Source organism: Rhizobium sp. AN5 (assembly GCF_900215255.1).
In the GTDB taxonomy this organism is placed as follows: domain Bacteria; phylum Pseudomonadota; class Alphaproteobacteria; order Rhizobiales; family Rhizobiaceae; genus Agrobacterium; species Agrobacterium tumefaciens.
The window spans coordinates 1,420,766-1,443,510 of record NZ_OCMJ01000003.1; the positions used below are offsets into that span (position 1 = coordinate 1,420,766).

General features: G+C 59.3%; 19 protein-coding genes. 10 read left to right on the top strand and 9 right to left on the bottom strand.

Annotation, left to right across the window (positions count from 1 at the left end; genetic code table 11):
• Positions 1 to 62: 62 nt before the first annotated feature.
• Positions 63 to 1,715: a Na/Pi cotransporter family protein gene (locus CRP02_RS09990; protein ID WP_097170966.1), complete on the top strand. Its 1,653-nt coding sequence runs from the start codon at positions 63 to 65 to the stop codon at positions 1,713 to 1,715.
• Positions 1,716 to 1,761: 46 nt separating this feature from the next.
• On the opposite strand, the gene CRP02_RS09995 is transcribed toward CRP02_RS09990, so the two are convergent.
• On the bottom strand, positions 1,762 to 2,748 hold the full coding sequence (locus CRP02_RS09995) for a LacI family DNA-binding transcriptional regulator (RefSeq protein WP_003518188.1): 987 nt from the start codon (positions 2,746 to 2,748) through the stop codon (positions 1,762 to 1,764).
• A gap of 518 nt (positions 2,749 to 3,266) precedes the next feature.
• Between CRP02_RS09995 and CRP02_RS10000 the strand changes: the two genes are divergently transcribed.
• From CRP02_RS10000 to CRP02_RS10030, 7 genes are all read left to right on the top strand, one after another.
• A complete protein-coding gene (locus CRP02_RS10000; RefSeq protein ID WP_003518186.1) occupies positions 3,267 to 5,120 on the top strand; it encodes an ABC transporter permease in 1,854 nt (617 codons plus the stop codon).
• Positions 5,120 to 6,253, top strand: a complete 1,134-nt coding sequence (locus CRP02_RS10005) for an ABC transporter ATP-binding protein (protein ID WP_097099574.1) — start codon at positions 5,120 to 5,122, stop codon at positions 6,251 to 6,253. Before CRP02_RS10000 ends, CRP02_RS10005 begins: the two co-directional genes overlap by 1 nt.
• Positions 6,254 to 6,297: 44 nt before the next feature.
• Entirely contained in the window at positions 6,298 to 7,425 is a 1,128-nt protein-coding gene (locus CRP02_RS10010) for an ABC transporter substrate-binding protein (RefSeq protein WP_019566893.1), read from the top strand.
• A 63-nt stretch (positions 7,426 to 7,488) separates the two neighbouring features.
• The gene (locus CRP02_RS10015) at positions 7,489 to 8,589 is read left to right on the top strand and encodes an ABC transporter substrate-binding protein (protein WP_097170967.1); all 1,101 of its coding nucleotides are present in this window, start codon (positions 7,489 to 7,491) and stop codon (positions 8,587 to 8,589) included.
• A gap of 73 nt (positions 8,590 to 8,662) precedes the next feature.
• Positions 8,663 to 9,751, top strand: a complete 1,089-nt coding sequence (locus CRP02_RS10020) for an ABC transporter substrate-binding protein (RefSeq protein WP_097170968.1) — start codon at positions 8,663 to 8,665, stop codon at positions 9,749 to 9,751.
• Positions 9,752 to 9,810: 59 nt separating this feature from the next.
• Positions 9,811 to 10,728, top strand: coding sequence for an inositol monophosphatase family protein (locus CRP02_RS10025; RefSeq protein WP_179783977.1), 918 nt, complete (start codon positions 9,811 to 9,813; stop codon positions 10,726 to 10,728).
• Positions 10,729 to 10,774: 46 nt separating this feature from the next.
• Positions 10,775 to 11,401, top strand: a complete 627-nt coding sequence (locus tag CRP02_RS10030) for a dual specificity protein phosphatase family protein (protein ID WP_097170969.1) — start codon at positions 10,775 to 10,777, stop codon at positions 11,399 to 11,401.
• A 114-nt stretch (positions 11,402 to 11,515) separates the two neighbouring features.
• Here CRP02_RS10030 and CRP02_RS10035 read toward each other — a convergent pair whose 3' ends face one another.
• Positions 11,516 to 13,075 (bottom strand): TerC family protein, encoded by a 1,560-nt coding sequence (locus CRP02_RS10035; protein WP_097170970.1) that lies wholly within the window; start codon positions 13,073 to 13,075, stop codon positions 11,516 to 11,518.
• A gap of 301 nt (positions 13,076 to 13,376) precedes the next feature.
• A complete protein-coding gene (locus tag CRP02_RS10040) occupies positions 13,377 to 14,393 on the bottom strand; it encodes a DUF1402 family protein (RefSeq protein ID WP_097170971.1) in 1,017 nt (338 codons plus the stop codon).
• A 259-nt stretch (positions 14,394 to 14,652) separates the two neighbouring features.
• Here CRP02_RS10040 and CRP02_RS10045 point away from each other — a divergent pair, with 259 nt between their 5' ends.
• On the top strand, positions 14,653 to 15,318 hold the full coding sequence (locus CRP02_RS10045) for a transglutaminase-like cysteine peptidase (protein ID WP_097170972.1): 666 nt from the start codon (positions 14,653 to 14,655) through the stop codon (positions 15,316 to 15,318).
• Between the two features lie 69 nt (positions 15,319 to 15,387).
• On the opposite strand, the gene CRP02_RS10050 is transcribed toward CRP02_RS10045, so the two are convergent.
• From CRP02_RS10050 to CRP02_RS10075, 6 genes are all read right to left on the bottom strand, one after another.
• Positions 15,388 to 16,473, bottom strand: a complete 1,086-nt coding sequence (locus CRP02_RS10050; protein WP_097099568.1) for an ABC transporter ATP-binding protein — start codon at positions 16,471 to 16,473, stop codon at positions 15,388 to 15,390.
• The gene (locus tag CRP02_RS10055) at positions 16,470 to 17,297 is read right to left on the bottom strand and encodes a carbohydrate ABC transporter permease (protein WP_003518166.1); all 828 of its coding nucleotides are present in this window, start codon (positions 17,295 to 17,297) and stop codon (positions 16,470 to 16,472) included. Before CRP02_RS10055 ends, CRP02_RS10050 begins: the two co-directional genes overlap by 4 nt.
• A complete protein-coding gene (locus CRP02_RS10060; protein WP_097099567.1) occupies positions 17,294 to 18,196 on the bottom strand; it encodes a carbohydrate ABC transporter permease in 903 nt (300 codons plus the stop codon). Before CRP02_RS10060 ends, CRP02_RS10055 begins: the two co-directional genes overlap by 4 nt.
• Positions 18,197 to 18,310: 114 nt before the next feature.
• Complete coding sequence (locus tag CRP02_RS10065; protein WP_097170973.1) at positions 18,311 to 19,543, bottom strand: ABC transporter substrate-binding protein; 1,233 nt, start codon at positions 19,541 to 19,543, stop codon at positions 18,311 to 18,313.
• A gap of 68 nt (positions 19,544 to 19,611) precedes the next feature.
• Complete coding sequence (locus CRP02_RS10070; RefSeq protein WP_045019392.1) at positions 19,612 to 20,514, bottom strand: sugar phosphate isomerase/epimerase family protein; 903 nt, start codon at positions 20,512 to 20,514, stop codon at positions 19,612 to 19,614.
• Positions 20,515 to 20,526: 12 nt separating this feature from the next.
• Positions 20,527 to 21,561 carry a Gfo/Idh/MocA family protein gene (locus CRP02_RS10075; RefSeq protein ID WP_097170974.1) on the bottom strand — a complete coding sequence of 345 codons (1,035 nt, stop codon included), beginning with the start codon at positions 21,559 to 21,561 and terminating at the stop codon, positions 20,527 to 20,529.
• 139 nt (positions 21,562 to 21,700) lie between these two features.
• Here CRP02_RS10075 and CRP02_RS10080 point away from each other — a divergent pair, with 139 nt between their 5' ends.
• Positions 21,701 to 22,738 carry a LacI family DNA-binding transcriptional regulator gene (locus CRP02_RS10080; RefSeq protein ID WP_097170975.1) on the top strand — a complete coding sequence of 346 codons (1,038 nt, stop codon included), beginning with the start codon at positions 21,701 to 21,703 and terminating at the stop codon, positions 22,736 to 22,738.
• Positions 22,739 to 22,745: the final 7 nt, after the last annotated feature.

The window sequence follows — 22,745 nt, forward strand, 5'->3', positions numbered from 1 at the left end:
CGGGGCAGATTAACGTCCCCGCGGGGAAGAGTGGCGGCAAGCAGGACAGGCGAGGTGATCTAGTGGAATCGGTCGTTGTCAGCATCAATCTGTTCGGCGCGGTGGCGCTCCTGCTTTTCGGCCTTGGGCAGATCAAGGACGGAATGTCGCGTGCCTTCGGCGCCAAGCTTCGCATCGGGCTTGCCGCCGGTACACGGGGTGGGTTTCGCTCCTTCATCGCTGGCCTCGTGGCGACGATTGCACTGCAGAGTTCGACAGCCACGGCGCTGATGGTTGCCTCCTTCGTTGAAAAAGATCTCATCGCACCGGCGATGGCGCAGATCGTACTGCTCGGCGCCAATGTCGGCACCGCAACGACCGCGTGGATTGTCGCGCTCGGTCTTGGCTGGCTGTCGCCCATGTTGATCCTTGCCGGTGTCATCCTTTTGCGTGGAAAGTCTGTGCAGCGGCAGGGTGCCGGTGCTGCCCTTGCCGGTGTCGGCCTGATGCTGCTTTCCCTGCATCTTCTTTCTGCGGCGACGGATCCGATCCGGCAGTCGCCGGCGCTGAACCTCTTCATTTCCATGCTCGGCAATGCCTGGCCGGTCGCGTTGATCTTTTCCGCGGTGCTGGCCGTGCTGGCATCATCGAGCCTTGCCATCGTCGTCCTCATACTCTCGCTTGCGGCAAGCGGCGGCATCGAAACAAGCCTCGTTATCGTGCTGGTGCTCGGCGCCAATCTCGGCGGCGCCGTTCCGCCGGTGCTGGCGACGTTGAAGGCGCCGGTCGCGGCGCGTCGGGTGGCGCTTGGCAACCTCATCGTCCGGACCACCGGCTGCGTCGCAGCCCTGCCTCTTGCCGGATACGGCGCGGCACTGCTGGACATGTCGCCTTTCTCGCACGCCAATCTAGCGGTCGATGCGCATCTCCTTTTCAATCTTGCTGTTGCCGCGATCGCATGGCCGCTATCGCCGTTGTTGCTGCGGATGACGAGCGCGCTGCTGCCGGAAAAAGAGGGGGCCGAAAGCCGCCGCAGCTATCTCGACAGTCATGATCTGGGTCAACCGGTTGCGGCGCTTGCCGGTGCAAGCCGCGAGGTCATGCTGGTTGGTGACCTGATTGAGCGCATGCTGCGTCAGGCGAATGACGCCATGCGCGACAGCGATCTTTCCAAACTCAATGATATCAGCACGCTGGAAGGTCGGGTGGATAGTATCCAGCATGCCATCAAGGTCTATGTCTCGAAGGTGGGCCAGGATGGACAGGATGGTTTGTGCCAGAAGGATCAGCGACGTGCGATGGATATCGTTGAATATGCCATCAATCTCGAACATATCGGCGATATCATCGAGAAAGGCATCCGCCCGGAAATCGCCAAGAAGATCAATCTCGGCCTCAGATTTTCCGATGATGGCAAAAGCGAGCTGGAACGTCTTTTCTCCATCACGCTCGACAATATCCGCATGGCGCAATCCGTTTTCGCCACCCGCAATGCCGACCTTGCCCGTCGGCTGGTGGAGGTGAAGGAAGACGTGCGCCGGCTGGAAAAACAGTCATCGGAGCGACATCTCCAGCGCCTGCGCGACGGCCTGACCGACAGCATCCAGACAAGCTCAGTGCATCTCGACATGCTGCGCGATCTGAAGCGCATCAACGCCCATATCGCCGCCGTCGCCCATCCGATCCTCGATGAAAGCGGTCTCCTGATCGAAAGCCGGATCAAGCAGGCGGGTTGAAGCCATTCCAGCAAAGACGCTGTGGTTTTTGCCCGGGAGTGCGCTTCTAGCGCGCGGTGATCCGCTCGACCATCTCAACGGGCACGACCTGAAGCCGGGTCTCGGGCTCGTCGCTGTCAAGGGCGGTCAGGACCTTCTCGGTCAGCGCGTCAAAGGATTGGGCAACGGTCGTCAACTGATAGCTTTTCCAACCCGCCTGCGGAATATCGTCGAAACCGACAATCGACAGGTCTTCCGGAATTCGGCGACCCATCTCCAGCCTTGCTGCGTCCATGAAGCCGAGTGCCAGCAGATCGGTCACGCAGAAGGCGCCGTCTATCGTCTTGTCCGTCAGCAACTCGCAGCCTGCCTGATAGCCGCTGTCATAACTCGTCGGACCGCCCGACCATGGAACGACCTCGATACCCTCGATGCTCATGCGCTGGGTGAAAGCGCCGGCGCGGCGCAGCTGTGCCGGTGTCTGGCTGCCGCTGGAAACGACCGCGACCTTCCGGCATTTAGCCGCCACAAGCCGCATGGCGGCGAGATCGGCGCCGTGGGAATCGTCGCTCAGCACCATGTTCGTATCGGTCCGGTCGAGGCGCTGGTTGATGAGGATGAGGCGCACGCCATTGGCAATGCATTCGTCGACGATCGAGGCTGGCGGCTCGCCGGAGAGTACGACGATAGCCTGGGCGCGAAACTCGAAAAGCAGTTCGATCAGCGGCGCGATATCCTTGCGTGCATCGGCCGCATTCAGCAGCAGGCATTGCAAGCCGCGACGCAGAAGGCCGATGCTGAGGAGGTCGAGCTGTTTTGAAATAAACGGCGAGCTGAGATTGGCACCGACTACCCCGATGAGATTGGATCGGTCATTGTTGAGGCCCTGGGCCAGACGGTTGACGCGGTAGCCAAGCTCATGCGCGGCTTTCAACACCTTGCGCCGGACGGCCTTCGATACGCTGCCGCCGGGGGTGAATGTGCGCGAGACGGCGGAGCGCGAGACACCGGCCTTTTTCGCCACCTCTTCGGCCGTCACGAACCCTCTCGCCATTCAACTTCCCCGTTGCAAAACCTCATGTCTGATATCACAGGCCATAAGGGCCGACTATTCCAATCGAAATATTTCGGGTGCAAAGCGCTCTTGCTGAGGGAAGGCAGTTCTCGCTTTCGCCGGCAAATATATCGTCCTTTCCATTCTCATTCTGTGGGAAAAAATGATTGCTCGTGCGTCGGTACGAAAATTTGCAAAACATGTTCAATAAAATCGTTTAAAAACAATGGTATATATCAATGATCACGTGTGCATTTTTTCGTTGACAAAATGCCGTTTAGGATGGATCATGCATTCCAAGGTTAAGCGCTATGTGGAATATTTATTCCACGTTTTGCTTGCCGGCGATGTTTCCGGGAGGAGCTGGATCATCGTTGCTCGCGGGCCTGATGTGCCCGCTGCTGAAGCATTGACGCATTGCTCATGTTCGACGCACGCGCCGCCTGTTTCGCAGGTTGCGCGCAGGCAGATGCTTGCCGGCGTGTCGGAGCGATGTTGCGGCCATATGGGGAGGAATAATGGCTCTTTTAAGCGAATCAACGAAGGCGGAGGCACTGGGGCGTCCCCCGGCGACCGCGCCTTCGGCATGGCAGGCCTGGCGATATCGCCTCAAGGTCGCGCTCAGGGAGCCGACGACGCTCATCGGCGTGCTGACGGCGCTACTTTTCACCTATCTGATCGTCGTTCCGATCATCTCTATCGTTCTGGATGCCGTCCGTGTCCAGTTCGGCCACGAACGGCGTCTTGGCAAGGATGTCGGTGACCTCACGCTCTATTATCTCGACAGGGCGTTCTTCTCGCCCGTCGCAACGGATCTTTTCTGGCATCCGCTCTTCAATACGCTCACCGTCGCTTTGGGGGCGATTGCGCTTTCGCTTGTTATCGGCACGGTGCTTGCCTGGCTTATCAGCCGCACGGATATGTTCGGTCGCCGCTGGTTTGCGACCGCGCTGATCGTGCCCTACATGCTGCCCGCATGGACCTTCGCTCTCGCCTGGACGACGCTGTTCAAGAACCGCACCGTTGGCGGCCAGCCCGGCTGGTTCGAGGCGATGGGCCTGACGCCGCCGGACTGGGTGGCCTATGGGCGCTTCCCGATCACCATCATCCTTGCCCTGCATTACACACCCTTCGTCATCCTGCTGTTCGGCTCGGCCCTGCGCCGCTTCGACTCGCAGCTGGAGGATTCGGCCCGCATTCTCGGCGCTCATCGTTATCAGGTGGCTTTGCAGGTGATCCTGCCCTTGATGCGCCCAGCGCTGCTCTCTTCCATGGTGCTGATCTTTGCAAAGTGCCTCGGCGAATTCGGCGTACCCTATGTTCTCGGGCTTCCAGTGAAGTTCGAAGTCCTCTCGACATCGCTGTTCCGCAGCATCGCCTCGCGCCAGACCGGTGTTGCCGGTGTCGTTGCGGCCTCGATCATGCTCATCGGCATCATCACGCTGATGATCGATGCCCGCCTGGTTCGCGAAGCCCGCCGTTTCGTGACGATCGGCTCGAAGGGGTCGATGAACCGGCAAAGCCGCCTCGGCAAAATGCGTCTTCCGGCAACGGGCTTTGCGGCCGCTGTCTTCATTCTCAGCGTCGGCCTGCCTTTGCTTACCCTCGCTCTCTCGACCGTCATGAAGATGCCGGCCAAATTCACGTTCGACAATTTCACGCTCGATTACTGGATCGGCAGCAATCTCAACACGGTGGCCTTGCAGACCGGCGTTCTTTTAAGCCCCGATCTCTGGGCAGCCGCGAAGAACACGATGATGATCGTTGGTCTTGCCTCGCTCACATCTGGCGTCCTCGGCCTTCTGGTCGGGTATGTCGTCATCCGCACGCCGGTGCGCGCCCTTTCGGTCTATCTGCGTCAGGTCACGTTCCTGCCCTATCTCGTGCCCGGCATCGCCTTTGCCGCCGCCTATCTCTCGCTGTTTGCGGTTCCGCGCGGGCCGATGCCGGCGCTCTACGGCACGGTGACGATCCTTATCCTGGCACTGATCGCCGACCAGATGCCCTATGCCTCGCGCGCCGGTATCTCGGCCATGACACAGCTTGGAAAGGACCCGGAAGAGGCAGCACAGATCGCCGGTGCCGGATGGTTCCGCCGCATGGTCTCGATCGTCATCCCGATCCAGAAGGGATCGCTGGTGACGGGGGTTCTCCTGCCCTTCATCTCGGGCATCAAGGGTTTGAGCCTTTTCGTGATCCTCGCGGTGCCAAGCACGGATGTTCTGACCACCTATTCGCTGCGGCTGGTCGACTACCACTATACGCAGGCCGCAAACGCCGTGGTGCTGATCATCGCAGGTATTGCCTATTTCGGTACCCTGTTGGCCCAGAAGCTGACCCGCACAAATCTTGCAGAAGGACTTGGAAGCTGATGCCTACCATCAACCTGCGCGGGGCGCAGAAGAACTACGGCGTGAATTCCGCAAATGCGGTTTCCGATCTCGATCTCGAAATCCGCGACGGCGAATTCATGTGCCTGCTCGGCCCTTCCGGCTGCGGCAAGACCACAACGCTGCGCATGATCGCGGGCCTTGAAAACCTCTCCGGCGGTGAAATCCGCGTCGGCGACAGGGTGATAGACTCCGTCAATGACGGCATATTCGTGCCGCCGGAAAAGCGCGAAATGGGGCTTGTCTTCCAGAGCTACGCGCTCTGGCCGCATCTGACCATCGAGCGCAACACCGATTTCGGCCTGCGCCTGCGCAAGCTGCCGAAAGCCGAGCGGGAGGCACGCGTCGAGCGCGTCATGCAGGCGCTCGACATTGCCAAGTACCGCGACCGTTATCCGTCACAGCTTTCCGGTGGGCAGCAGCAACGTGTGGCGCTGGCCCGCATGCTTGCCGTCAATCCCGGTGTGCTGCTTCTGGATGAGCCGCTGTCCAACCTCGATGCCCGGCTGCGGCTGGAAATGCGCGCCGAGCTGAAGCGGCTGCACAAGGAGTTCAAGACCACCATCGTCTTCGTGACGCATGACCAGTGGGAGGCCATGACGCTTGCAACGACCATCGCCGTCATGAACGAGGGCACGCTCCAGCAGATGGGAACGCCGAACGATATCTACGACCGTCCGGCCAACCGCTTCGTCGCCGAATTCGTCGGCAGCCCGCCGATCAATATCCTGACCTTCGGCCAGCCCGGCGTGTCTGATATCGCCGATAATGCGGAGGCCTATTTTGCAACGCGTTATCCGCAGTTGCGCGGCATCGCCTCTGTCGGCATGCGACCGGAGGCGATGGGTTACACGGCAAAGTCTGAGGATGTGCCGCAGGGCAGCCTCTTCGGTGAAATGACGGTGACCGGCGTGCTTCCGACGGGCGGCAGCTGGATTCTCGAATTGAGGAGCGAGAACCACACGCTGTTCCTGACCACCCATGCCCTGCCGCGCGTCGATAGTGGCGACCGTGTGTTTTTCCACGTGCCTCCCGACGCCCTGCATGTGTTCGACGCCAAGGGGCAACGGATTACGGAAGCGGACGCCGTGCTGAGGAGCAGTAGCTACAACTGAAAACGACGAAAAGACTGACAATCGCTTGCTGAAGGAGGAGCAGTATGAAGCGGAAAATGACGGGCGGCCTTAGCCGTCTCCTGTGTGCAACGGCAATTCTAGCGACGTTTGGCGGCGTGGCGAAGGCGGGGGAGCCTTTTGACCTCAACGCCCTGATCGAGGCTGCGAAAAAGGAAAAGCCGATCACCGTCTATGACAGCACGGGCAAGATCGTGGAAATGGCGAAGAATTTCGCCAAGAAGTATGGCGTGGGCGCGGAGGGTGCGAAGGTAAAGGCAACAGCGCAGCTGGAGATGGTCATCCGCGAGGCGCGGGCCAACAATATTCAGGGTGACGTCTCGATCATCAGCGATGCCCCGGCGGCGATGGCACAGCTTATTCCGATGGGCTTTGTCGAAAGCTGGTTGCCGCCGGATCTCGCTGGCAATATTCCGCCGGAATATCAGGATCCGCTGACCGTCGTCACCAGCGCCAATGTCTGGGCCTACAATACTGAGCTTTTCGACAAATGCCCCGTTTCCAACATCTGGGAACTCACCGACCCGAAGTGGAAGGGCAAGGTGGCGATGCAGGATCCGCTCGGCAAGGCATCCTATGTCGACTGGTTCAACCAGATGGCTAAGCATGGCGATGGCGAGGTGAAGGCGGCCTATAAGGCGCTTTACGGCAAGGACCTCGAGACCGCGGAGTCAAGCGCTACAGCGGCCTGGGTCAAGGCACTTGCCGCCAACGCGCCGCTGCTGACCGATGCCGATGCAGCGGCGGCGGAAGCCGTTGGCACGCCCGGCCAGAAGCAGCCCTTCATGGGCCTCATCAGCTCGGCGAAGTTTCGCGATAATGCCGACAAGGGCATGAAACTCGGCCTCTGCAAGGAGCTGAAGCCGTGGATCGGCTGGCTTTATCCAGGTGTCGGCCTGATCACCAAGGGCACGGACAGCCCCAATGCTGCAAAGCTCTTCATTCACTACGTCATGACTGCCGAAGGCATCGCGCCGCAGGCGATCGACGGCAAGATGTCCACCAACAAAGACGTGAAACTGCCCGCCGACGAACCTTCGGGTATCGGCGCCGTGCTCGACCGCGTTCTGCCCTACAGCATGGCCACCAGCCTGGAAGACTGGGATGCGCGCGAAACCTGGCAGGACTTCTGGCGCGTGAATTACAAGAAATAACGGGGGACCGACACAGTGAATATCATGACCAAGAACCGATGTGGTGGCGAGCGGCGGCGGCGGATGGCGGCTTCAGCCCTTTCCCTCATCTTCTCGCTGGCGCTTGGCGGTGTTGCCCACGCGCAGGACGCCTTTAATCTCGATGCGCTCATCGACGCCGCGAAGAAGGAAAAACCGATCACCGTTTATGCGGTGACCGGCAAGATCGTCGACACTGCGCAGGCCTTCACCGCCAAATATGGCGTGCAGGCAAGCGGCAAGAAAGTGAACGAGGCAACGCAGGTCGAGTTGATGATCCGCGAACATCGCGCCGGCAATGTCGTCGGCGATGTCAGCGTCGCAACGGATGTCGCCTCCGCCATGGGGGAACTTCTGCCGGAAGGCATTGCCACCAGCTGGTCGCCACCGGATATGGAAAGCGATATTCCGCAAAAGCTGCGCGATCCGCTCGTGGTCGTTTCGGATCCGCATGTGTGGACCTACAATACCGAGAAGTACGACAAATGCCCGGTCACCAACATCTGGCAACTGACGGAGCCGCGTTGGAAGGGCAAGCTTGCCATGCTCGATCTCTTCGACAAGCCGCTTTATGCGGACTGGTTCAACCAGATCGAAACCCATCATGATGCCGATGTCGCCAAGGCCTATGAGGTGCTTTACGGCAAGAAGCTGGAAACGGGCGAAAAAAGCGCGACGGCTGCCTGGGTGAAGGCCTTTGCCGAGAACGCTCCCCTGCTGACGGACTCGAGCACGGTTGCCGATGCGGCGGGCGCTCCGGGACAGACCGATCCCTTTTTCGTCATCACCTCGGCGGCGAAATACCGCGATAATGAGGCCAAGGGGCTGAAGCTCGGTCTTTGCAGCGGCGTCAAACCGTTTTCCGGTTTCCTCTATCCCGGCTTCGGCCTGATTGCCGGGCAGACCAAAAGCCCGAATGCTGCAAAGCTCTTCCTTCACTATCTGATGACGGAAGAGGGCATCGCGCCGCAGACGGTCGATGGCAAAATCTCCGGCAACACGAAAATCGGTCTGCCGGCGGACGAACCATCGCGGGTAGCCGATCATCTCGACGAGTTGATGGCCTTTGATGCCGCAACGGCGGCCGACGACCTCGACAAGCGCGAAGGCTGGCAGGATTTCTGGCGTGTGAACTACAAAAAATAACGGCAGGGCGGGCGCGAGCCTGCTTTGCCTTTTCCTTGGGAGGGGAACGATGAGAAGAAGCAGATTTTTACCGATGACGGCGATAGCCATCGCCGTTGCAGGCATATCCGCAATGGGGGCTGCAGCCGAAGAAACCTTCGATCTCGATACGATCTTGGCGGCGGCGAAGCAGGAAAAGCCGATCAATATCTACGACAGCACCGGCAAGATCGTGGAGATGGCCGACAAGTTCAGCGCCAAATACGGGTTAAAGGCGACAGGCGTGAAGGTTTCCGCCAACAGCCAGCTGGAAATGATCATCCGCGAAAGCCAGTCCGGCAACGTGCAGGGCGACGTGGTGCTGATCACCGATGCGCCATCGGCGCTCGCGCAGCTTCTGCCGGCGGGTTTTGTCGAGAATTACCTGCCGGGCGACATGGTTGCGAAAATCCCGGCGCAGTTCCAGAACCCGCTGGCTATCTCCACCAACGCCAATGTCTGGGCTTACAATACGGAAGCCTATGATAAATGCCCGGTGACCAACATCTGGGAACTGACCGAGCCGAAATGGAAAGGCAAGGTCGCCATGGTCGATCCCTTAAGCAAGAGCACCTATACGGACTGGTTCAACCAGCTCGAAGCCCACGGCAACGAGAAGGTGGCGGCCGCCTACAAGGCCCATTTTGGCAAGGATATCGAAAAGGATGCGGCCGCAGCCTGGATCAAGGCGCTGGCGCAGAACGGCCCGCTTGCCACCGATGGCGATGACCCGGTGGCAGAGGCCGTCGGCGCACCCGGCCAGAAGCAGCCCTTCTTCGGCCTGCTCAGCTCTGCCAAGTTCCGCGACAATGCCGACAAGGGCTACAAGCTCGGCCTCTGCACTGGTCTCGATCCCTGGGTCGGCTGGACCTACATCAAGCTTGGGCTCATCGCCTCCAAGACCAAAAGCCCGAACATGGCGAAACTCTTCGTCCACTATATCCTGACGGAAGAGGGCATCGCACCGCAGATGAAGGACGGCAAGCTGCCGACCAATATCGACATCAAGATGCCGGCCGACGAGCCGTCGGGGCTGATGAAGGTTGCCGACAGGCTGATGGGTTACGAGTCCGCCACCGGCCTCAACGATTTCGATCGTCGCGAGGAATGGCAGGACGTCTGGCGCGTCAACTACAGGAAATAATCCCGGCTGGCGCGGTCCTACCGCGCCGGTCCCTCCTTTGCGAAAAAAACAGACTGGATATGCCGATGCAAAGCCCTTCTTCGACTGAAAACAAATCTGGAAATGAGGAGGCGCTTTCCCGTTCGGTGCGGCTGATGAAAATCGCCGAAGCGGCGGCGCGTGCCGTGCGCGATCCGTTGCTGGCGGCATTCCGCTCTGATATGGCGGTGGACTACAAGGTCGATCTCCACGACATCGTCACCATTCACGACAAACGCGCCGAAGCCGCGATCCGCGCCGTCATTCTCGAGCGGGAGCCGAATTCGGCGATCATGGGCGAAGAGGGTGGCCAGATCGGCAACGGCGAGGTGCAATGGTATGTCGATCCGATTGACGGCACGGCAAATTTTGCCCGTGGCCTTGCCTTCTGGTGCGTATCGATTGCCGCCGTCATCGGTGGGGAAGCCGTTGCCGGCGTGGTGTACGATCCCGTGACTGACCAGATGTTTTCCGCCGACCTCGAGGCTTCTTATCTCAACGGCGACAAGCTGCGCTCCCGCAGCGTTGCAGATGAAACCCGGGCGACGCTTATCACTGGCTATCCGGTCTCACGTGATTTCCGGCTGGATGGGCGGGATGCGGCGCTTTCCAATTTCGGTGCGCTCGTCGAGACTTTCTCGACGCTGCGCCGGCCTGGCAGCGCTGCCCTCAGCATCGCGCATGTGGCGGCCGGCTGGACGGATGCTGCCGCGGGCTTCGGCGTCAACGCCTGGGATGTGGCAGCAGCCATCCTCATTCTTAGGAATGCCGGGGGAACATACGAGCCGCTGACGTTGGGAAAGGTGGCGGAGGGGTCGGCCGATTTTCTCTGCCCCGGCTATATCGCCACGGGCGAGGGGGCGAATTACCAGACATTGCAGCGGGTGGCGCGATCCATATCCGCAAGCCGCATAGCCAGGGCAGCGATCCCGCCAAGCCAGACCGCTGCAAACGCCTGAAGCAAGGACATGACGGCCGCCACATCGGCGCCGATGGAGACAAGACATGCCGCAACCGGAAAAGACCCTATCCCGCGAACAGGAAACCGGCGAATTGCCGAAGCTCAGCCGCATCTATGAGCAGCACCCACTTTATGGCGTCGATCTCTTCATTTCAGGTAAGGAAGGCGCCAGCGATCTGAAGCTTCTGCGTGAAAACGGCATCACCACCGTCGTCAATTGTGCCGTCAATCTCGACTTCAACTTCGTGGAGCAGCCGCAGATCGTTTCCGATCATGAAGGCAGCGTCTATGGACCCGGCGAAATACGTTATTACAAGATCGGTCTGATCGACGGCGATGGAAATCCCGATACCCAGATGGTTGCGGCCCATTACATCCTGCGGGCGGCGCTCGAACAGATCCTGCCCGACAAGCCGTCCTATCCCCGGCGCGAGCGCGGCAGCGTGCTGATCAATTGCCGCGGCGGCCGTTCGCGTTCCGTCGCCGTTGTTGCGCTCTTTCTGCATCTGACATTGCCGGTGGAATTCCCGACGCTCGACGATGCCATCAGCTTCGTGCGCGTGAAGCGCGAGCTACCGGAAAACGAATGGTACAAGGCGCCGAAACCTGTGCTCGCGGAAGCAGCCCGCCGCGCCGCCGGGTGGATTACCATGATCGATGCCGCCCACTAGAGCGGAGGACGGTTTTCACCGGTCGGGCCGCTTCCTTGGTGATGCAAATGTGGAGACGTGCCGTGGCTTGCACGTCACGTCGTCATTTCGAAGCGGGTTCGGGATTTTTCCAACTCACGCCTCGGGAAGCGTAGTGTTCCAGACCCGGACCTTTTCGATGTTTCTGTCCGAGCAGGAAACGATCTCGAACTCGAACCCGTCGCCGGAAACACGTTCGCCGATCTCGGGAAGGCGATTGAGGCGCCAGAGGATGTAGCCAGCGACGGTGGAATAACGATCGTCCTCGTCCACCAGATCGATATCCAGCAGATAGGATACGCGTCTGACGTCGACGGCGCCGTCCAGCAGCCAGGAACCGTCCTCTGCCCGTTCCGAAATCTGCGATTCCTCGCCTTCATCCGGAAATTCGCCGGCGATAGCCTCGAGAATGTCGGTAGGCGTCGTTATTCCCTGAAGCGTGCCGTATTCGTCGACGATGACGGCCATCTGGAGCGGGGATTTGCGCAGCTGCTCCATGACCTGCAACGCGGTGGCGCTTTCATGCACGACGAGGGGTTGGCGCAGCGAGCGCTCGAGGTTCAATTTGCCGTCATGCAGAAGATCGCGCAGCAAGTCCCTCGTTGCGGCGACACCGAGGAACGCATCCAGCTTGCCCTGCGCGAGCATCAGGCGGGAATGGTCGAGTTCCAGCAGGCGGTTCCTCAGCGTATCGTGATCGGCGTCGACATCGAGCCAGTCGATTTCCGTCCGCGGCGTCATGATTGAGACAACGGGGCGCTCGGCAAGCGTAAGGACACCGCGGATCATGTCCTTTTCCTCGGATTTGAACAGGTCGCTTCGTGCCGCCTGTGCCGCGATGACGTCGGCTGTCTCGCCAAGGGACTGTTCTTCGCCGACACGGCCGCCCAGAAGCCGCAGAATGGCATCGGACGTCCGCTCTCGCATATCACCGGCGGTGATACGTCTTTCGCGATTGCGCCTGCCAATCTGGTTTGCCGCCTCGATGAGCACGGAAAAGCCGATTGCGGCATAGAGATAACCCTTGGGAAGGTGGAAGCCGAAGCCTTCGACGATCAGGCTGAAGCCGATCATCAACAAGAAGCCAAGGCAGAGAATGACCACGGTCGGGTGTTTCGACACGAAACTCATCAGTGGCTTCGATGCTGCCATCATCACGGCCATGGCCACACAGACGGCGGTAATCATCACCCAGAGATTGTTGACCATGCCGATGGCGGTGATGACGCTGTCGAGGGAGAATACTGCATCGAGCACGACGATCTGCACGATCACCTGCCAGAAGACGGCATGGACGACCTTGCCCTGTTTCGGCTTATGCGCGCCCTCCAGCCGTTCGTGCAGTTCCATCGTTCCCTTGGCGAGCAGGAACGCACCACCGAGAATGAGGATGAGGTCGCGCCCGGAGAAGGAGAAGTCCGCAACCTGAAACAGCGGCCGCGTCAACGTCACGATCCATGAAATCGAAAACAGCAGCAGGATGCGCATGACTAGCGCCAGCGACAGACCGACGATCCGCGCCTTGTGGCGTTGATGCGGCGGCAGCTTGTCGGCGAGGATCGCGATGAAAACGAGGTTGTCGATGCCGAGGACGACTTCGAGGACGATAAGGGTAACGAGGCCGATCCAGATATTTGGATCTGCGAGGAATTCCATGGTCAGGGGCCTTTATGGGAACGGGCGCGAACGCAAAAAGCCCCGGACTGAACATCCGAGGTTGAAACCCGTTTCGTTGAAGAAAACAAGAAAGGACGAGGCTGGCTTCGCTTTACGCAAGCCAGCCTCGTTCGGTGTCGACTACCGTCGGTACTGTCGCCTTCGTCAGGCATATCGCGGAATTATCCCACTATCAGTCAATTCTTGTGCACGTGGCAGTAGCAGATTCCGGGCGGTCGGGAAAGCGTTTTGCGTGCATCATCCTTTGCGAGGCGGATTTGCAATCCTCCCGGCAGGTGCGTTATCGCGTTTTTTCGCCGATATCCGAGGTGGTTCGCTTGTCGATGGCCTTGCCATCGAGGATGCCTCTCAGAACGTCGAGGCGCTCGTTGATAAGCCATCCATAGTAGTTTTCAACCGGCAGCAGGTTCTTTGCGCCTGCATCCACGGCCGTCCGCAGGCGTTCGGCGCGACGCCGGGGTTGGCCGACATTGTAGAGGGTGGCGGTGATGCCGGGATTGCCGGAAATGTCGAAGCCTTTTTCCCTGTAGGCGTCGATGGAATCTCGAAGGATAGCGGCGATGTAGATGATGCTCCGGTCAGGATCCATGACGTCGCGGTAAATCTCTTTCGGCCTGTCGGCGGAGAGTTTCGGCAGACCACTGGTTCTGTTTACGAGATCGGTGACCTGCAGCGCCGTCAACGGGCTGATCTGGCCAAGACCAAAGGTCTGTCCGGCATAGAAGGGCTGGAAGAAGGCCCGCTGGAACGAAATCGCTTCATAGCTCACGCCATCGACGACTTTGCCGCGGAAACTTGCATCCCAAACGATATCGCGGCAGCTCCATTGCTCGGATGTCCTGGCAAGCGTCGCGCAGGATCGGAATTCCGGACGCTCGAGAAACGTCTTCAGGGCAACGCCCTGATAGCTGAATTTTATATCGAGTTCCGCATAGGAAATGGCCTTGACGTAATATGTCTGCAGGCGGTCCACGGCGGTGACGTTGAAAGTGTGTTCACCTACGATGGCGCCGACGATATGGATCGGGTCGATGCCATAGGCCGATCCCGCCTTCCTGATCTTGCCGAGGAGACCGGGTTCGCTGTTTAGAAGATCGACCGTCTTGCGGAATTTTTCCTCATAGGTCGTGGAGAACGCCCTGGTCCTGATCGCCGAAGCCTGAGGTATTTCCGGCTGTTGGGCGGAGCGGTTTCCGGGAGGTACGACCACCATCTGCTGCGCTGCGGCATTTGAGGGCAGGCAGGCCAGTGCCAGAATGACAGCGGCCGCGCGGGTGGTCTTCGCAAACAGGCTCATGCAGCGTTCTCTAATATGTGGATTATTATTGCGTGACGGCCTCTTCATAGGCAGGCCGCCCCGGCGTGGCAAGTTCCCGCTGCTCACTTTACCGTTGCTGACCGTTCAGATGCCGTGGCTCCCCGAGGCGTGATCCCAGGCAACGCCGCTCCTTGTCGGGACCATCGGGAGCGGAATTATCGGGTTCGTTAAAAGTCGAGCATTTTGTTTCATGTGAACTCAAATCGCCACCGGTAGGTCATGCCGTCAGGAGACGAACATGACCCATCTCATCAAATTGCTGCAAGCATGTTTCATTCTGGCCGTCGCGGGTTTGGCTGCGCCGGTGCAGGCGTCTCCTTCGATGCAGACGGGCAAGTTCACGTCGCAGCCCATCGGGCATTACGATTTCTGCAAGCGTCACGCGGATGAATGTCAGCCGGTCAAGGAAATGCCGCCGCTCAGTCTTACCCCTGATGTCTGGGCTACCCTTGTTTCGATCAACAGCGCAGTCAACGTCGAAATCGACCAGCGTTCCGACATGGAAGTATGGGGTTACGAGGACTATTGGGAGTATCCCTATAACGGCGCGGGAGACTGCGAGGACCTCACGCTGGAGAAACGGAAACGGCTTATGGATGCCGGTTTCCCGGTTTCCGATCTGCTGATCACCGTTGTCCGGGACGAAAAAGGCGATGGCCATGCCATCCTCACGGTGAGAACGGACCGCGGAGATTTCATTCTCGACAATATGAAATCGAAGATCTTTCGCTGGGACGAAACGCCCTATACCTATCTCAAGCGTCAATCCACGGAACATGCCGGTCGGTGGGTGGATATTGAAGGCTCCGGTTCGCCCGCCATCGCCGCCCGCGAGGTTGGCCGGGCCACCGCCACCTCCGCAACCGCGCGCCGCAACATCCTCGACATCATCATGGGGCGCTGAAGCTTTCGCCTCGTTGCGGATCGGAAAGCCCGAAGGGCCGTCCGGTCCGGATAGGCCCCATGGTTCGTTTCACCGGCCTCCGAGGCCGGCTCCGGTTTCTTCATCAAACAAATGCAGGTCGGTCGGGTTGATGTCGAGGCCGACGACTTCGCCGCTCCTGACCTCACTGCGTCCCTGTATAGCGATGACCACTTCGGTCGATGTGCCAAGGGTGAGGAAGGTGGCCGAACCTGTGGTTTCCACGGCTGAAACAGGTAACGTCAGCGCCGCGCCGGTTGCGGTTCGCGGCCGGATGTGTTCCGGCCTGATACCAACGATGACACGCTTGCCGGGCGATAAGGGAGCCGGGTTTTTGATGGATTGCTGCGGCTCGCCTTCACTGAAACGCAGCTGAAGCGCCGCGCCGTCCGGGCTGACCGTTGCCGGAATGAAATTCATTGCCGGTGAACCGATGAAGCCGGCAACAAAACGATTGACCGGGCGGTCGTATAATTCCAGTGGCGTGCCCTGCTGTTCGATCACGCCGTCGCGCATGACGACGACGTGATCCGCCATCGTCATCGCCTCTATCTGGTCATGGGTAACATAGACCGAGGTGGCGTGCAGGCGGTCGTGCAACGCTCGAATTTCCTTGCGCATGTGCACACGCAGGGCCGCGTCTAGATTGGAGAGCGGTTCGTCGAACAGGAATGCCTGCGGGTTGCGGATGATCGCGCGGCTCATCGCCACACGCTGGCGCTGCCCGCCGGAAAGTTCGCGCGGATAGCGCTTCATCAGCTTTGACAGGCCTGTGGTGGCTGCAACCTCCTCTGCCGCCTTGCGGGCTTCCGCTTTTGCCACGCCGCGCATGCGCAACGAATAGGTCAGGTTCTCCTCCACCGTCATGTGCGGGTAGAGCGCATAGGACTGGAACACCATCGCCACATCGCGCTTGCGCGGCGGCACACCGTTCATCAACGTGCCTGCAATGCGCATGTCGCCGCTCGATATGGTTTCCAGCCCCGCCAGCGAACGCAGCAAGGTGGACTTTCCGCAACCGGACGGGCCGACGAGGGCGACGAAGGTGCCCTTCTTGATGGAAAGATGGATGTTCTTCAGCGCGTGAAAGGCACCGTAATATTTGTTTACGCCGGAAAGTTCGATCTGAAGGGTCATTTTAACGCTCCCGATGTCAGGCCGGAAACGATGCGGCGCTGCAAGAGAATGAACAGGGCAAGAATGGGCGTCACATACATGGTCGCATAGGCCATGATGTTGTTCCATTCGCTGGTGTTGGGGCCCATGAAGGAATTGAGGCCGACACTGGCAGGCTGCAATTCAGCCGCCTGGATCATCGATTTCGAATAGACGAATTCCCCGAATGCCTGCATGAAAATGAGAATGGCGCTGACGAGAATGCCGTTTCTGGCAAGCGGCAGCACGATGTTGAAGAAGGCGCCGACGCGGGAATTGCCGTCCACAAGCGCGGCCTCTTCCAGCTCCTGCGGCACCGCCATGAAGGTTGCGCGCACCAGCACCACGAAGAAGGGCATGCTTTTCGCCGCAATGGCGAGAATGACCGACAGGCGGGGATAATCCAGCAGACCCACTTGCGAGAAGCCGACGAAGATCGGCGTAATCATCAGGGATGCCGGCAGAACCTGCAGCATGAGGATGAGGAAGAGGCCGATATCAACCCAGACGTTGCGATAGCGCGCCAGGACATAGGCGCAGCCAACGCCAAGCACGGTGATGAGCGCCACGGCACTTGAAGCAATGAGCACCGAATTCCACAGATAACGGCCCATATTGCGGCTTTCCCAGACATAGGCATAGGTCTGCCATTGCGGATCGGCCGGCCAGAAGCCCGGCGGGTTCGCAAACATCTCCGAGCCGCTTTTCAGCGAGGTCAGATACATCCAGTAGAGCGGAAAGAGATAGATGACGGCAAGCACGATGGCGATTGCCAGCATCAACCGGTTGCGGGTCGTGATACTCATCCGCGCACCTCATGCCGTGTCGAGCGCACATAAACGACGGAAGCCAGCATGACGAAGACGATCATGATGACGGAGATCGTCGCGCCCTTGCCGAAATCATATTGCCGGAATGACAGATCCCAGGCCCAATATTGCGCCACGTTGGAACTGTTGTTGGGCCCGCCATCGGTGATGGCGGCGAAAAGATCGAACTGCTGAAGCGTGAAGATCAGGCCGAGCGAGATGATCGCGCCGATGGTAGAACGCATCATCGGCAGGGTGATGGTGTAGAAACGCTGCCAGGCGTTCGCGCCATCCAGCTCCGCCGCTTCGTAGAGATCGCCGGGGATGGAGGCGAGGCCGACAGAAAGAAGGATCATGTTGAACGAGGTGCCGAGCCAGATATTGGCGATGACAACGGCCCAGAGCGAAAAATTCGCGTCCGATCGCCAGAAGATATTGCCTGAGATCATGCCGCTTTCCCGCAGGAAGAAATTCAGCACGCCGAAATCGCCTGATAATATCCAGTTCCAGATCGCGCCGACGACGAGGCCGGGCATGACCCAGGAAACGAGAAACAGCCCGCGCAGCCAGGTGGCGCCGGGAAAGTTCACCCAGAAGAACAGCGCCAGACCGAAGCCGATGGCGAATTGCCCGGCAATCGAGGTGACGACAAAGGTGACGGTGTTGAAAAGGATCGGCAGGGTTTCAGGCTGCCGGAAGAGATCGACATAATTGCGGAAACCGACAAATGGGCGCACGAAGGTGCCCAGGCTGAACATGTCGACTTCCTGAAAGCTCATGACGATGTTGTAGATGAGCGGCAGGCCCGCCATGACGAACAGGAAGCCCAAAGGAAAAGCGACAAGGATGAGGTCGAAACCACGACCGTCGCTGACGCTGGAAAACAGTTTTTTCATGAAACATCCTCACAAGCTCCGATCGGGGCCGCCGCTGCATAAAGCAGCAGGCAGCCCCACCGGGAGGAACCCCTTGGATGGGGCCGGGTGAACCCGGCCGCCCGCCCAGACAGATCAGCTTTCGATCAGCTTTATCTTTTCAGCGGCCTGATCGAGCGCGGCCTTCGGCGTCATCTGACCCGACAGGGCACCCTGGATAGCGTCCTGGATCGCCTTGGAAATCTTCGGCCATTCAGGCGAGGGACCGCGCGGCTGCGCATATTTGAGCTGCTCGATAAAGGTCTTGAGTGCTTCGTCCTTCAGCGCGTTGCCGGTGGGCGGAACGGGAATATCGGAACGCGCCGGCAATTGCCCGAAGTTCTTGAACATGTCCTTGTCCTGCGAGGCGAAAAATTCGATGGCCTTGAAGGCTTCGGCGGGATGTTTGCTCTTGGAGAAGATCGCCCAGTTATAGTCGCCCATGGCCGAAGACCGCGGCGCGTCCGGCGTCGGAACCGGCAGTAGCGTCACGCCCCAGTCGAACTTGGCGTCCTTGAGCATGCGGTCGATTTCCCACGGGCCGGAGATCACCATGGCCGCGTTGCCGGCGTTGAAGGTGGCGGTGGAATCCCACTGGCTGCGCGTCAGCGTATCCGGCGAGGCCAGCTTTTCACTGAGAAGGGTCTTCCATGTTTCAAGCGCCTTCACCGCGCCATCGGTATTGATGTTTTTGTAGGTGGCGCCGGCCATCTGCGCCCATGGCAGAAACTGGAAGGTGCCTTCCTCGTTGGCCTTGGCGCTGAAGCTGATGCCGTAAACATTCTTGGCGGGGTTGGTCAGCTTGCGGGCAGCTTCCACAAGCTCGTCCCAGGTCTGCGGCGGTTTTGCCGCATCGAGACCGGCTGCCTTGAACAGGTCCTTGTTGTAATAGAGCGCGATCGTATTCGTCGCCTTCGGAACGCCGAAATATTTGCCGTCCCAGGTTACGGATTTCAGCGGACCCGGAAAATAGTTTGCCGTCTTGATGACGTTCGAATTCGCAATCATATCCGTCACGTCAAGAAACGCGCCACGTGCGGCGAACATGGCGTGGTTTGGGTTGTCGATGGCGATGATATCGGGCGCGTTGCCGGTCGAGTAGGCGCGCATGGATTCGCTCACCACATCATCGAACTGCAATTGCCGGTATTCGATCTTGATGCCGTTATTGAGCTTGTTAAACTCGTTCACGAGGTTGGGTGCCGGCTGGATGTCCCTGTCCAGCGACCACAGGGTCAAGGTCACATCTTCCGCATTCGCCACCATCGCACCGGCGGATACGCCTGCCAGAACAAGCGCACCGGCGATCATGCATTTCGCGATACCCATAATAATCTCCTCCTCTTGGTTATCGTCTCTGCAATTACTGGAAGCCTTCTCCCAAAGGCTTCCATTCCTCAGGTGGGATCGACGACAAAATCGCCGCCCCGGCAATGTTTCAGATAGTTCAGGCCATGTACCTGTCCCGTCATTTCCAGCGCGTCGCGATAGACGGGGTCATGCCAGCCTTCAATGTCGATCGAGCCGGACCAGCCGGCCAGGCGCAGTTCCGAAATAATGTCCGTCCAGTTGCTGTCGCCGAAGCCCGGCGTGCGCATGAAGACGAATTTTTCCTTGCCGAAAATCCCATGCTCGCGGATGACATCCCAGCGAATGGTCGCATCCTTGCCGTGCACGTGGAAAATCTTGTCCGCCCATTTGCGGATCTGCGGCAGCGGATCGATGAGATAAACCATCTGGTGGCAGGGTTCCCACTCGATGCCGATATTGTCGTCCGGCGTTTCGTTGAACATCAGTTCCCACGCATCCGGATTATGGGCGATGTTCCAGTCGCCGGTCTGCCAGTTGCCGTCCATGGCGCAATTTTCAAAGGCGATCTTCACGCCCTTGTCCGCTGCGCGTTTGGCAAGCTCGCTCCAGATTTCCTTGTAACGGGGCAGGCTCTCAGGCAGCGGCTTTCCGCGCAGGCGGCCGGTGAAACCGGCAACGCAGGTTGCACCGAAGTGGTGGGCATTGTCGATGCAGTCTTTCCAGCCCTGCAAGGTCTGAAGGTCGATTTCCGTTTCCTCCAGCGGGTTGCCGAACATGCCGAGCGTGCCGATGGTGATGTCGCGGTCACCGATCGCGTCAAGTGAACGCTTGCCAAGCTCGGCAAGGTCCTGGCCGTTGGTCGTCTGCCAGAAGAACGGTTCGAAGCTTTCGAAACCAAGATCGGCTATCTGCCCGATGCGTTCAGCCGCCTGTCCCTTGGTGGCGCTGACCATGGTGCCGATGCGGATGGATTTTGCCGGATTGCTCACTTCTGTCGGTCCTTATGCTGCGATGGAAACACGCTGGCCGATGCGGGCGCTTTCAATCGCGCCGATCACCATTGCCAGGCTGTTGATGTTGTCGAAGGAGGCCGTTTCCGGCATCTGGCCGGTACGGATGGATTGAAGAAACGAGAGTATGACGCTGGCGTGGCCATGCGTATCCTTCTCGGAAATACTATCGGAAACGTTTACGGTCTTGAATCCGCGTAGAAGACCCGGCTCTTCGCCGGCGACGGATGCGGAGAAATTGTCTTCGCCGTCCCAGAGGATCATGCCCTTGGAGCCAATCAGCCGCCAGCGGGCTTCCCAGCTGGTTCTTTCGCCTTCCGCGCACCAGGAGCCGCGATAGGTGAAGACCACATCGTTGGAGAATTCGAATATGGCATTGGCGCTTGCCCCGTGTGCGTACCAGGAGCCGGCCGGATTTTTCTCCACGCAAAACACGGAGAGCGGCTTTTCGTCGGCGACGAAACGCGCCGCATCGAAGGTGTGGATTGCCATGTCGAGAAGAAGAACATTCTTCATCTCCTCGCGGAAACCGCCGAAATGGGGCCCCAGGAAAAAGTCGCAGTGAATCGCCGTCAAATCACCGATAATGCCGTCTTCCACGGCCCGGCGCAGCCGCCGGATGCCGGAGATAAAGCGCCGGTTTTGCACCACAGCATGAATTTTTCCGGCCTTTTCCGCCAGTTCCACCAGCTTTTCGGCTTCTTCCATCGAGGCCGCAAGCGGCTTTTCGCTGAGCACATGGCACCCGGCCGCAAGGCCGGTTTCAACCACGGCATACCGTGCCTGCGGGATGACGATATCGAACAGGATGTCGGCTTTGGTCCGTGCGAGGACATCGCGGAGATCGGTGCCGATGATGACGTCGGTGAGGGAGAATTCTTCGGCAAGCGCGCGTGCCGTATCTTCGTTCAGATCGACGAGACCGACGATCTTGACCGCGCCGAGAATGTCCGGCGTCGATTGAATGGCGCGCAGCCAGCCTTTGGCCATTGCTCCGCACCCGCATAAAACGGCGTTGTATGTCATCTTCTCTCCCCGGTCTCTGGGCAAACTCCTCTTTGCGCAGAGCTTCGTAAACGTTTACGACACTAGGATGATCATGTTAGATATGTCAATACCGTTATTGGGGACGCATATTTCGTACCCGGCTCAGGAGGGGGAGTGCATGAAAGGAATTCGTCAGCTTGCCGACTATCTGGAGATATCGATAGGCACCGTTTCCCGTGCCTTGAACGGCAAGCCCGACGTTAACGAGGAGACGCGGCGGCGTGTTCTGGAGGCGGCGGAAAAACTTGGCTATGTCGCCAACCAGTCAGGCCGCAGCCTCAGGCAGGGGACCACTAACGTCATCGGCCTGATGACCGGCAGCGACGCGCAGACGGTGGAGAACTCCGACAACTTCTTCATGGGAGTGACGGATGGTTTGCAAAGCGTATTTTCCGCTCACAATCTCGATCTTATCGTTCTGCCTTGTCCCGGTGAGGAAGACCCGGACGAATATCTCAAGCGCATGGTGGCGCGCCGCATGGTGGATGCGATGATCATTTCCTCGACCCGCCGTGTCGACAAGCGTGTCGATTTTTTAAAGCAGACCCGCTTGCCTTTCGTAACGCTCGGCCGCACCTCTTCCAGCGCCGATCATGCATGGATCGATCTCGACTTCGAGGAGGTTGCGCGCAGCGCCGTCAACCGGCTCGCCGCTGCCGGCCATCGCACCATTGCGGTTGCCGCACCCGATAGCGACGTCAATCTCGGTTATGTTTTCATGGACGGGTACCGGCGTGGACTGGAGGAGAACGGCATTGCTTACGATCCTTCTCTGGTCATCCGGGCGAAATCGAGCGAGCAGGGTGGATATCACGCCGCCAGCGAGTGGCTGCAGATGCGGCCGCGGCCAAGCGCGCTTGTGCTGATCTATGAGCTGATGGCCCTTGGCCTTTATCGCCGTCTGGCGGAAGTGGGTCTGAAACCCGGGCGGGATCTTGCGGTCATCGGTTTTCGCGATGGTCCACGCGGCCAGTTTCTCGAACCGCGATTGACCAGTTTCCGCATGTCCCTGCACGACCTCGGCGTGACGGTCGCCCAGACGCTTCTGTCTACCATGCCGGCCTATGCGCCGTTTTACCCAAATCAGGCGCGTTACTGCGTCTGGCCAATGCAGCTTGTCGCCGGAGAGAGCGACCCAGGCCCCGCATCTTTATAAGCGCGGC